This window comes from Billgrantia antri (genome assembly GCF_019430905.1).
GTDB classification, from domain to species: Bacteria; Pseudomonadota; Gammaproteobacteria; order Pseudomonadales; family Halomonadaceae; genus Halomonas; species Halomonas antri.
In genome coordinates, this window is sequence record NZ_JAHYCA010000005.1 from 85,945 (window position 1) to 96,697 (window position 10,753).

General features: G+C 63.0%; 11 protein-coding genes and 1 other RNA gene. 10 read left to right on the forward strand and 2 right to left on the reverse strand.

What is annotated here, in order from left to right:
* Positions 1–90: 90 nt before the first annotated feature.
* The 9 genes from KPL81_RS14025 (at position 91) to KPL81_RS14065 (ending at position 8,539) form a co-directional block, all read left to right on the forward strand.
* Positions 91–1,455 (forward strand): aminotransferase family protein, encoded by a 1,365-nt coding sequence (locus KPL81_RS14025; protein WP_219792730.1) that lies wholly within the window; start codon positions 91–93, stop codon positions 1,453–1,455.
* 34 nt (positions 1,456–1,489) lie between these two features.
* A complete protein-coding gene (locus KPL81_RS14030; protein WP_219792731.1) occupies positions 1,490–2,191 on the forward strand; it encodes a CoA transferase subunit A in 702 nt (233 codons plus the stop codon).
* A complete protein-coding gene (locus tag KPL81_RS14035) occupies positions 2,181–2,834 on the forward strand; it encodes a 3-oxoacid CoA-transferase subunit B (protein ID WP_219792732.1) in 654 nt (217 codons plus the stop codon). Before KPL81_RS14030 ends, KPL81_RS14035 begins: the two co-directional genes overlap by 11 nt.
* Positions 2,834–4,117: an ArgE/DapE family deacylase gene (locus KPL81_RS14040; protein ID WP_219792733.1), complete on the forward strand. Its 1,284-nt coding sequence runs from the start codon at positions 2,834–2,836 to the stop codon at positions 4,115–4,117. Before KPL81_RS14035 ends, KPL81_RS14040 begins: the two co-directional genes overlap by 1 nt.
* A complete protein-coding gene (locus tag KPL81_RS14045) occupies positions 4,114–5,304 on the forward strand; it encodes an acetyl-CoA C-acyltransferase (protein ID WP_219792734.1) in 1,191 nt (396 codons plus the stop codon). Before KPL81_RS14040 ends, KPL81_RS14045 begins: the two co-directional genes overlap by 4 nt.
* A gap of 88 nt (positions 5,305–5,392) precedes the next feature.
* Positions 5,393–6,283, forward strand: a complete 891-nt coding sequence (locus tag KPL81_RS14050; protein ID WP_240549289.1) for a transporter substrate-binding domain-containing protein — start codon at positions 5,393–5,395, stop codon at positions 6,281–6,283.
* A gap of 78 nt (positions 6,284–6,361) precedes the next feature.
* Positions 6,362–7,018: an amino acid ABC transporter permease gene (locus tag KPL81_RS14055; protein ID WP_209477596.1), complete on the forward strand. Its 657-nt coding sequence runs from the start codon at positions 6,362–6,364 to the stop codon at positions 7,016–7,018.
* A 36-nt stretch (positions 7,019–7,054) separates the two neighbouring features.
* Positions 7,055–7,708, forward strand: coding sequence for an amino acid ABC transporter permease (locus tag KPL81_RS14060; RefSeq protein ID WP_219792735.1), 654 nt, complete (start codon positions 7,055–7,057; stop codon positions 7,706–7,708).
* A gap of 30 nt (positions 7,709–7,738) precedes the next feature.
* Positions 7,739–8,539: an ATP-binding cassette domain-containing protein gene (locus tag KPL81_RS14065; protein ID WP_338035627.1), complete on the forward strand. Its 801-nt coding sequence runs from the start codon at positions 7,739–7,741 to the stop codon at positions 8,537–8,539.
* A 92-nt stretch (positions 8,540–8,631) separates the two neighbouring features.
* Here the strand turns inward: KPL81_RS14065 and KPL81_RS14070 are convergent, their stop codons facing one another.
* Positions 8,632–8,937 (reverse strand): hypothetical protein, encoded by a 306-nt coding sequence (locus KPL81_RS14070; RefSeq protein ID WP_209477592.1) that lies wholly within the window; start codon positions 8,935–8,937, stop codon positions 8,632–8,634.
* Between the two features lie 256 nt (positions 8,938–9,193).
* Positions 9,194–9,290: signal recognition particle sRNA small type (gene ffs, locus KPL81_RS14075), an RNA gene on the reverse strand.
* Positions 9,291–9,486: 196 nt separating this feature from the next.
* Between ffs and KPL81_RS14080 the strand changes: the two genes are divergently transcribed.
* Complete coding sequence (locus KPL81_RS14080; RefSeq protein ID WP_219792736.1) at positions 9,487–10,710, forward strand: ATP-grasp domain-containing protein; 1,224 nt, start codon at positions 9,487–9,489, stop codon at positions 10,708–10,710.
* Positions 10,711–10,753: the final 43 nt, after the last annotated feature.

The following is a 10,753-nucleotide window of genomic DNA, read 5'->3' on the forward strand; positions in this document are numbered from 1 at the left end:
GTAAAAAGATCATATATTGAAATACCTTTCGTTTGCTACGTAGACTGCTGACAACCGTTCACGAACACATAACGACAACCGGACGTTTGCATGAGCCCATCTCCGCTCTTCTACCAGGCAGGCCCTGCCCTGCCCGAAGTCAGCCACGCCCAAGGCGTCTACCTGTGGGATGACAGCGGCAAGCAGTACCTGGATGGCTGTTCCGGCGCCATCGCCTGCAACCTGGGCCATGGCCGCAGCGATATCCGCGACGCCATGCTGGCCCAGTTCGACCGGGTCGCCTTCACCTACCGCACCCAGTTCGAGAGTGCCCCTGCCGTTGCCCTGGCCGAGACGCTGGTTAGTCTCACCCATGGCCAACTGGAGAAGGTGTTCTTCGTCTCCAGCGGCTCGGAGGCGGTGGAATCGGCGCTCAAACTGGCGCGGCAGTATTTCGTCGCCAGGGACGAGCCCCAGCGTCGACGCTTCGTCTCGCTGCGCCCCTCCTACCACGGCAGCACCCTGGGGGCGCTGGGCGTGACCGGCTACGAGCCGCTGGAGGCCCCCTTCGCCGATATCGTCCACGGCTCGCTCAAGGTACCTGGCCCCGACTTCTATCGTCATGGCGACGTCGACGATGCCTGCCATGTGGTAAGCGTGCTGGAAGAGACACGCACCATCATCGAGGCCGCCGGCCCCGAGACGATAATCGCCTTCGTGCTCGAGCCAGTGGGCGGTGCCAGTACCGGCGCACGTTTGCTCGACCGGCAATACCTGGAGGGCATTCGCGCGCTATGCGACGAGTTCGGCTGCCTGTTGATCCTCGATGAAGTGCTGACCGGCATCGGCCGTACCGGTGCCTGGTTCGCCTACCAGCACTACGGCGTGACGCCGGACCTGTTGGCGACCGCCAAGGGGCTTGGTGCCGGCTACTACCCGGTAGGGGCAATGCTTGCCCGCGCCGACATCGTCGACACGGTGATGGCTTCGGGCGGCTTCCAGCACGGCCATACCTATGCAGGCAACCCGCTGGCCTGCGCCACTGGGTTGGCCGTAATCGAGGCCATGCAGCGCGAACGCATGCTCGACAACGTGGCGGCCCGCGGTCACGAGCTGAAGAAGGGCTTGCTGTCGCTCAAGGCCCGCTTCCCCTGGGTGGGCGACGTACGCGGCCTGGGGCTGCTGTGGGGCGTGGAACTGGTCGCCGATGCCATGACGAAGACCCCCTTCCCCGCCGAACAGAACCGCTTCGCTCGCATCACGGCGCTGGCCAAGGAAGAGGGACTGCTGATCTATCCGCGACGCACACTGAACGGCGTGGCCGGCGACCACTTTCTGGTGACCCCGCCGCTGACCATCGACGCTGCCGACACCGCCGAGCTACTGGCTCGGCTCGAACGCGCCATGTGTCGCTTCGACGCCGAGCTCAACCGCCGTCCGGCACACACGAACTCCATGAGCGACGCCGCCCGCTGAGCGTCTTCTCGAATCACGACCCAAGGCTGTCAGCATGACGCTACTCACCCACAGATATCGCGCCATCGACGAGGCCGTCGCCGCCATTCCCGACGGCGCCTCGATCATGGTCGGCGGCTTCGGCTCGCCGGGCACGCCCTTCGCCCTGATAGACGAGCTGCTGGCCCAGGGCCAGCGCGACCTCACCCTGATCAAGAACGACGCCAACGAACCGGGCATCGGCATCGGCAAGCTGATCGAGGCTGGCCGCGTGCGCCGCCTGATCACCTCGCACATCGGCCTCAACCGCGACGCCATCGCCGCGATGAACCGAGGCGAGCTCGAGGTCACCCTCTTTCCACAGGGGATACTGGCCGAGAAGATCCGCAGCGCCGGCGCCGGCCATCATGGCTTTCTCACTGACATCGGCCAGGGCACCGAGATCGCCGCCGGTCGCCGCGAGATCGAGCTGGACGGGCAACGCTGGGGGATCGAGCCGGCGCTCTATGCCGATTTCGCCCTGGTCCACGCCGAGCGCGCCGACCGCTACGGCAACTTGGTTTACCGCGCCACCGCCAGTAATTTCAACCCGCTGATGGCGATGGCCGCCGACACCGTCATCGCCCAGGCCTACCGGGTCGACGAACCCGGCAGCCTGGACCTCGAGGCGATCCATACCCCCTGCGCCTTCATCAGCCAGGTGGTGGAGGTCGCTCGCGAAACCAGCGATCAGGGGAGACGCGCCCATGTCAGCTGATCAGCAACGCATGCTCGCCCGCGCCGCCCGCGAGGTGATCCCTGGGCAGATCGTCAATCTCGGCATCGGCCTGCCCACGCAGCTGTTCCACTACCTGCCCGACGAGTTGGAAGTGCTGGTGCACTCCGAGAACGGCGTGCTGGGCTGTCGCCCACGCGCCGCAGGCGAGGTGCCGGACTGGGACATGATCGACTCCGGCGGCGCCTACATTGCCACCCGGCCCGGCGCCAGCGTATTCGACAGCGCCATGTCCTTCGCCATGATCCGCCGTAGTCGGGTGGACGTCACCTTCATGGGTGCCTTCGAAGTGGACGAGCTGGGCAACCTCGCCAACTGGAAGATCCCCGGCAAGTTCTCGCCGGGCATCGGCGGCGCCATGGAGCTGGCCCAGAAGGTCAGGCGGCTAGTGATCCTCTGCTCGCACAACGACAAGCACGGCAACCCCAAGATACTCGAGCGCTGCCGCCTACCGCTCACCGCCGAGCGCTGCGTGTCGCGCATCGTTACCGACAAGGCAGTGATGGATGTCACCCCCGAGGGGCTGACCGTAGTGGATATTGCCGAGGGTTTGAGCGTGGCCGAGCTGCGCGAGGCCACCGAGGCCGAACTGATTGTCGATGAGAATCGACTGGGGAGGTTCTGATGCTGAGCACCATCGAGCAGCGTATCGTCGAGCGCTGCGAAGCGCTGATGGATGACACCTTGGCGCTGACCCGTGATCTGGTGCGCGGCTACAGCGTGCTGGGCGAGGAGCACGGCGCGCTCGAGGCCATGGAGCGCTGGTTCGAGCGCCTCGATCTGCCGGCCACCCGGGTAGCTCTGGATGCCCCCGGATTCGCCGACCACCCACATCGCGCCCCCGTCGAGTGGGACTGCGCGGGGCGCTACAACCTGGTGGCCCGGCTCAATGCCGACGCCCCAGGACCGCACCTGGTGTTCAACGGCCACCTCGACGTGGTGCCGGCCGAACCCACCGACATGTGGACCCGCCCGCCGTGGGAGCCATGGGAAAAGGACGGTTGGCTCTACGGGCGTGGCGCCGGCGACATGAAGGCCGGCATCGCCGCCATGACCCTGGCCGTGCAGGCGGTGCGCCAAGCCGGCGTGAGCATCGATTTCCCGCTGACCCTGCAGACGGTGATCGAAGAGGAGTGCACCGGTAACGGCGCCCTGGCCTGCCTGCACCAGGGCTACAGCGGTGACTTCGTGTTGATTCCCGAGCCCTTCGGCTCCCGAATCTACGCTGGCCAGGTCGGTGTGCTGTGGTTTCGCATGCGCCTCGACGGGGTGCCTGCCCACGTGCTCGACACCCGTGCCGGACGCAACGCCATCGAGACCCTGGTCGAATACCTGCCGGCGTTCAAGGCGCTGGAGGCAGAGATCAACGGCCTGCCGCGCCAGGCCCCCTACGACACTATCGACAGCCCCTTCAACCTCAGCATCGGCAAGATCGAGGGGGGCAACTGGGCCTCCAGCGTTCCCGCTCATGCCATCCTCGAAGGCCGCGTCGGCTTCCCGCCGGGCATGAAGCCAGACGAGGTGATGGATCGCGTGCGCCGCTGTATCGCGGCACGCCACGCCGAGCTTGCCGACGGCAGCCCCGAACCGCGGGTGGAGTTCCATGGCTTCCGCTCCGAGGGCCATCTGGTCGACCTGGAGGCACCGGGCATCGCCCTGCTCTCGCGCTGTCATCAGGACCTGATCGGCGAACCGCCGGCCACCTATCTCTCCACCTGCACCACCGACCTGCGCGCCTTCCATGTCAGCGGCGAGATCAACGGTACCTGCTACGGGCCGGTCGCCCAGCGCATCCACGGCGTGGACGAGTGCGTGGAGATCGACTCGATCCGTCACGTGCTGACCACCTACGCGCTGTTCATCCATCGCTGGGCGGAGCTAGCCAACGCCGCGGGAGCTCGCTCATGAAGGAAGTGTATCTCGTCGACTATGCCCGCAGCGCCTTCACCCGCGCCCACCCGCGCAAGCCGGAGGTGGACGGCTGGGCCGAGACCCGCGGCGACGCCTTGCTCGCCCAGGTGATCGACGCCCTGCTTGAGCGCAGCGACCTCGATCCGCAAGCGGTGGAGGATCTCAGCATCGGTTGTGCGCTGCCGGTCAAGGAGCAGTGGAGCTTCGGCGGACGCTATCCGCTGTGGCTGTCACAGCGGCTCGGCCCACATGGCCGCGCGTGTGCCAGCCGCCAGATCGACCAGCAGTGCGGTTCGGGGCTGGCCGCCCTGCGCAGCGTCGCCCGCGAGATCCAGGCCGGCGCCATGGAAACCGCCATTGCCGGCGGCTTCGAGAACATGACCCGCGTACCGATGGGGCCCGCGCTGTTCAAGGAAGGCGTACTGACCAGCCCCGATGCCTTGCAGAATGCTCCCTGGCTCGAACTCGGCGTGGCGCTGAACATGGGCATCACCGCCGAGCGCCTGGCCCAGGCGGCCGGCATCGCACGTATGGAGATGGACGCCTTCGCCCTCGAGTCGCACCGCCGCGCCGCCCGTGCCGAGGCCGAAAACCGCTTCGAAGGCGAACGCCTGGCGCTGGCCAACCCCGCCGGGGAGGCTATCGACCGGGACACCAACATCCGCCCAGACACCAGCCTGGAAAGGCTCGCCGGGCTCGATCCGGTGTTTGTCGAGGGCGGCCGGGTCACCGCCGGCAACAGCTCGCCGCTGACCTCGGGTGCCGCCGCCACGCTGCTGATGTCGAAAGCTGCCGTCGAGCGCCATGGCGCCAAGCCGCTGGCGCGCATCGTGGCCTTCGCCGATGTGGGCGTGCCCCCCGAGTCCATGGGCGCCGGGGCAGCCGCGGCAGCAGAGCGAGCGCTACTCCAGACCGGTCTGCGCCCGGAGCAGATCGATGCCTGGGAGATCAATGAGGCATTTGCCGCCGTGCCGCTACATGCCATGCGCACGCTCAGGCTCGATCCCGCCAAGGTCAACGTCTGGGGCGGCGCCCTGGCGTTGGGTCATCCGTTGGGCGCCACCGGCGTGCGTTTGGCCGGCACCCTGGCACGCGTTCTCGACCAGCGCGACGGCCGCTACGGCTGCGCCACGGCCTGCATTGGTGGCGGCCAGGGGATCGCCCTCGTCATAGAGCGTTCATGACGCTTTGGGCATCGCTTTGCTACAGTCGAATATAAAGATTTAAAGATAGATTGGGAGGTGATAAGGCAACCAGAGCCGACTTGCTCCGATGATGCGAAGCAGTATCGAGGCATGTCACGACACGTCGCGTGTCGCAAAAACCACGAATACTCATCCATACACAGCAGGAATCGACATGACAAACCACAACAAACCTGTCCACCGTTCGTTTATCGGCGCCATGGCATTTCTCGGTGCCCTCTCATTGGTAAGCCTCACGGCCCAAGCACGGGACTTATCCGAGATTCAGGATGATGTCTTCCAGGTTGCCAACTCTGGCGCCTATCCCCCCTTCAGCTACGTGGATACCGAAGGCAATCTGGTCGGTTTCGACGTGGATATCGCCGAAGCACTCGCCGACAGGATGGGGGTCGAGGTGAACATCCAGACCTCGCCCTGGAATGGCATCGTTGCCGCCCTGGCCGGCGGTCGTTTCGATGCATGCATCTGCAGCATGAGCGTCACGGAGGAGCGCAAGCAGGCGGTCGATTTTACCGATAGCTATTACAGCTCGGGGCTTTCCGTATGGGTTCAGGAGAGCACCGATGACGTCAGCAGCATTGATGATTTCGAAGGCAAGACGGTCGGTTCCACTCTCGGCGAGACGGGCAATCAGTGGGCCACCGAGAACGGCGACGGCAAATGGCGCAATCAAACCTTCCAGGGCTTGCCCGATATGCTCAATGCGCTCACCACGGGGCGAATCGACGTCATGATCGCTGATGACATTCCCGTCTATGTAGCGCTCAACGAACAGGATCTCGCTATCAAGCAGGTCGATGTGGGCGAACTACCCAGCTGGCCTGCCGCCATCGCCATCCAGAAAAACAAGCCGGAGCTCAAGGAAGCACTCAACTCGGCACTGGCCGAGATCAAGGCGGATGGCACCTACCAGGAGATCGTCGACAAGTGGATCGGCGAAGGGGTCGAATTCGACTGAGCCGACCCGAACCGGCAGGGTAGAAAACCCTGCCGGTCCTAGCCTTTCCGGATCACAACAATAGGGCAAATGGAGCTCATGGACATCAATCTGATGATGGAAATCACGCCGCTGCTGATAAAGGCGGCCTGGATAACCATCGATATATCGGCACGAGGCCTGTTCTTCGGTTTCTTCATCGCCTCCGCCCTGGTTGCAATGCGCAGCTCACGCTTTTTCCCGATTCGGTCGCTTGCTCGCGCCTATGTCAGCGTGGTGCGCGGCACCCCCTATTTCGTACAGCTGCTGCTGGTCTTCTACGGCGGGCCCGCGATCGGTCTGCGCCTGGATCCTTTCACCTGTGGCGTGGTGGTCGGTGCCTTCAATATCGGCGCTTACATGAGCGAAGCCATTCGCGGCGCCATCGAATCGGTCGACAGCGGCCAGAACGAGGCCTCACGCTCGCTGGGGTTCGGTCGCTTCGCCACGCTGCAGCATATCATCCTGCCCCAGTCAGCGGGCCTGATGATCCGCTCCATCGGCGTACTGGCCATCATCCTGGTCAAGAACTCTTCGCTGGTATCCATCATCTCGGTGGTCGAGCTGACCTACCAGGCCCAGCGCCTGATCGGCTCCACGTACAAGCCGTTGGAGGTATTCACGTTGAGTGCCCTGATGTACATCGTCATCATCTACGCGGTCATGGGCCTCGTCGAGTTTCTCTACCGTCGCGCCACGCGTTACACCTATCTGTAGCGCCTCCGGGCCATGGCATCACCAAGGTAAGTTCTCATGGAATTCAACTTCGCTCCCGTCATTACTTATTTCCCGACGCTGATCAAAGGCGTGGGCGCCACGCTGCTGATTGGCCTGGTCGTCGCCCTCCTGTCGATCATCGGGGGACAGATCGTGGCGGTGATCACGCTATACACGCGCAAGGCCGTCAACTGGCCGCTGCGCTTCTTCATCTGGCTCTTCATGACCACACCGCTGCTGCTGCAGCTTTACTTCCTTTATTTCGGCCTTGGGCAGTGGGTATTGATTCCTGCGGTAGCGGTCGGCGTTCTGGGGCTCGGCTTTCACTACATGGCCTACAATGCCGATATTTTTCTTGCCACCATCAAGTCGGTTTCGAAAGGCCAATATGAAGCGTCGCGCTCTCTGGGCTTCGGCCATGTCGCCACGCTCTTCCACATAATCCTGCCGCAGGCGTTCTATCGCGCCATTCCCCAGCTTGGCAACAACATGATCATCATGGTCAAGGACATCTCCGTGCTCTCCGCCATCGGTATCGCCGAACTGGTCTACCTGTCGCAGTATGCCATCAGCGTGACTTTCCGACCCTTCGAGTTCTATATCACGATCGCGGTGATCTATTACTTCATCAATATCTTGATGGAAAGCGGCCAGTCATGGGTAGAGCGCCGTGCCGCTGCACGCCGTTGATATCCAGCCCTTCCCCAACGAGGACCTGACATGACAACAGCAACGACAGACACTCCCATGGTGGAGCTCAAAGGGGTCAAGAAGCGATTCGGCGACCTGGAAGTACTCAAGGGAATCGATCTCAAGGTGGAACGCGGCAAGATCGTCTCCATCATCGGCCCGTCGGGATCGGGCAAGAGCACCCTACTGCGCTCGATCAACAATCTGGAGGAGATCGATGAAGGCAGCATTCTGCTCGACGGCGTACAGGTCAATCGGCCGGATCTGAAGGGCCTGGCCTACGAGCGACACATCAACCATATTCGTCAGAACATGGGCATGGTGTTTCAGCACTTCAATCTGTTTCCCCACCTCTCGACGCTGGAGAACGTGACGCTGGCGCCGAGAAAGCTGAAAGGCATGGATGCCAGAAGCGCGCGGGACCTGGGCCTGGAACTGCTGGAGCGGGTCGGCCTGGCGGACAAGCCCTCGGCCTACCCCAACTCACTCTCGGGCGGGCAGAAGCAGCGCGTCGCCATCGCTCGCGCCCTGGCCATGCGCCCCAAGGTGATGCTGTTCGACGAGGCGACGTCGGCCCTCGATCCCGAACTGGTGGAAGAGGTGAACCAGGTCATGAAAGGGCTCGCCGAAGAACACATGACCATGCTCATCGTGACCCACGAAATGGCCTTCGCCCGGGACGTCTCCGACTGGGCCATGTTCATGGATGGGGGCGTCGTGGTGGAGGAGAATACACCCGATCGCTTGTTCACCAACCCCGATCAGGAGCGCACCTGCCATTTCCTGCGCAAGCACCTGGGAAACCAGGCGTCGGCCCAAATGCCCTCCTAGGCAACGTTCGGCCCTTCTGGATCCTTCCCAGCGGCACTAACGCAGAGAGGAGGCCGATGGCCTCCTCTCTCGTCCTGCCCACTACCGCGGACTCATGCGCAGTCGGCAGCCCCTTCGCCGAACATGTCGAACAGCAACTCGCGCCCCATGGCAGTCAGCACGAAGCGGCCCTGCTCGTTATACACGGCGGCCTCACTGCTCTCCAGCACGCGTTGACAGGCACGCCACTCCTGAGAAGCTTCGCGCAGCTGGCGCAGCGCACGGCTGTCGAGTCCACGGAAGGGAATGGAGATGGTTTCCAGCACGTGGCCCTGCTGGTAGAGCAGAAAGGCAGCGCTCGACAAACACTGACGCAGGCTGCGCTGGATATCAGCATTGGGCGTGGTGTCGATCTGCATGTCAGCGTCTCCCCAAGAATTTTGCTGCGCTGCATATTAACACTTAAGTCGATATCGACCAAGGTCTAACAAACGAAGGCAAACGCGGCTGCCGACAAGCACCCCCGCGACGGCAGGATGAAAAACCTGCAATGCCATGCGGGCCGATCTCGACGATGGGGGTCAAAAGGTCAGAAGGAAGGTGCCGTATCGCTGGAGTCGCGGAGTCGCGGCAAGAAGGAGAGGAGGAGAAATGCCAGGGCAGAAATGGAGGCGGCCCCGACAGCCACATCCCGGCACACGCGGCCACCACTACCGTTGCTCCCTTCCGGGCCTGGCGGGGTTTGCGGTTTAGCGTTGCGGGAGGACCGACGAGGCCACCACGACACGAAGCCATCAGCTTCGAACTCGGTGCTGCATCAATGGCTTGCCGAGTGCGCGTGCACTATACCAGCGGCACGGTTAGGCAGCAAGAGGCGACTGCCGCCCTGTTGAGCCGCGACAAATCGGCTAGGGTTAGGGTAAGACCTGGAGTACGAGGAGACACGTCTTACCCCAAGGAGGTGCCACATGGACAAGAACCCCGACAAGGGCTACATCGCATTGCTCGGCTGGAGCCTCAATGCCATCGAGGCCGCCGAGAACTTCGATCGCCGCTATTTGGTGGTCGCCCCGGAGTGGGCGGAAGAATACTGCCAGAAGCATGACATTCCTTATATTCCCTGGAATTTCGAACGGCTCAACGATCGCTCCATGGAAATCGCCGAAACGCTGAAGGAGAAAGGGGTGAACGTGGCGATTCCTCTGTTCGAGGAAACCGTCGAGTGGGCTGGAGCCATCAACTCGGTGCTGCTCGACAGCCCGCGCCTCTATGGGCAGTCGCTGCTGCTACGTGACAAGGCGCTGATGAAGCGTCGCGCCCAGCTTGGCGGCATCCGGGTAGGCATCTTCGAGGAGGCCCACGACAAAGGCGATGTGATTCGCTTTCTCAAGCGAGTCAACCAGACCCTGCTCAAGCTCGACGGCGACCCCAACGACCCGATCCACCTCAAGGCGTTCGACAAGGCCGGCTGCCTGGGCCATCGGGTAATTCGTACCCCCGACGAGGTCGATACCATTCCCGACGAGGAGTTCCCGGTGCTGATGGAGTCCCACCTGGACGGCTGGGAGTTCGCCGTCGAAGCGTGGATCCACGACGGCAAGATCGCCTTCCTCAATATCTCGGAGTACGTCACCCTGGGGTATTCGGTGTTCGTGCCCGCCTCCCCGGAGCTCGAACAGTATCGGCCCCAGATCGAAGCGCAGATCAAGAAGCTGATCAAGGCGTTCGACATCGAGTTCGGTCTGATCCACCCGGAGTACTTCGTCACCAGCGACGGCGAGATGTACTTTGGCGAGGTTGCTTATCGCCCGCCCGGCTTCAAGGTGTTCGAGTTGCTCGAGAGGGTGTACGGCTTCAATGCCTATCAGGCCAGCATGCTGGTATTCGATCCCAAGAGTACCGCCGAGGAGGTCAAGGCCTTCTTCCCCAGGGAGGTGGAGGATGCCAAGTGCTACGCCGGCTGTTTCGGCGTCTACCCCCGTCGCCGCGTGGTCAGCCGCCTGGAGATCCCCGAAGAGGTCGAGGACGACCCCTATTTCGAGTCTCACGAACTCACGCCGCCGATGGAGGAGACGGTTACCAAGCGCACCGCCTTCGGTACCCACTGGGGTCTGGTCTACTTCAAGGGAGACGACCCGCACAAGCTGCGGGACCTTCTCAAGCACCAGGAAGAGCTTGATTTCTACGTCTGAGCAAGGCGTCATGGAGACGACAGTCTGAAAGCAAGGAGTCGGC

What these genes read in the sequence shown, in the direction of transcription:
- KPL81_RS14025 (WP_219792730.1), top strand. Translation starts at nt 91, where the DNA reads ATGAGCCCATCTCCGCTCTTCTACCAGGCAGGCCCTGCCCTGCCCGAA.
- KPL81_RS14030 (WP_219792731.1), top strand. Translation starts at nt 1,490, where the DNA reads ATGACGCTACTCACCCACAGATATCGCGCCATCGACGAGGCCGTCGCC.
- KPL81_RS14035 (WP_219792732.1), top strand. Translation starts at nt 2,181, where the DNA reads ATGTCAGCTGATCAGCAACGCATGCTCGCCCGCGCCGCCCGCGAGGTG.
- KPL81_RS14040 (WP_219792733.1), top strand. Translation starts at nt 2,834, where the DNA reads ATGCTGAGCACCATCGAGCAGCGTATCGTCGAGCGCTGCGAAGCGCTG.
- KPL81_RS14045 (WP_219792734.1), top strand. Translation starts at nt 4,114, where the DNA reads ATGAAGGAAGTGTATCTCGTCGACTATGCCCGCAGCGCCTTCACCCGC.
- KPL81_RS14050 (WP_240549289.1), top strand. Translation starts at nt 5,393, where the DNA reads ATGATGCGAAGCAGTATCGAGGCATGTCACGACACGTCGCGTGTCGCA.
- KPL81_RS14055 (WP_209477596.1), top strand. Translation starts at nt 6,362, where the DNA reads ATGGACATCAATCTGATGATGGAAATCACGCCGCTGCTGATAAAGGCG.
- KPL81_RS14060 (WP_219792735.1), top strand. Translation starts at nt 7,055, where the DNA reads ATGGAATTCAACTTCGCTCCCGTCATTACTTATTTCCCGACGCTGATC.
- KPL81_RS14065 (WP_338035627.1), top strand. Translation starts at nt 7,739, where the DNA reads ATGACAACAGCAACGACAGACACTCCCATGGTGGAGCTCAAAGGGGTC.
- KPL81_RS14070 (WP_209477592.1), bottom strand. Translation starts at nt 8,937, where the DNA reads ATGCAGATCGACACCACGCCCAATGCTGATATCCAGCGCAGCCTGCGT.
- KPL81_RS14080 (WP_219792736.1), top strand. Translation starts at nt 9,487, where the DNA reads ATGGACAAGAACCCCGACAAGGGCTACATCGCATTGCTCGGCTGGAGC.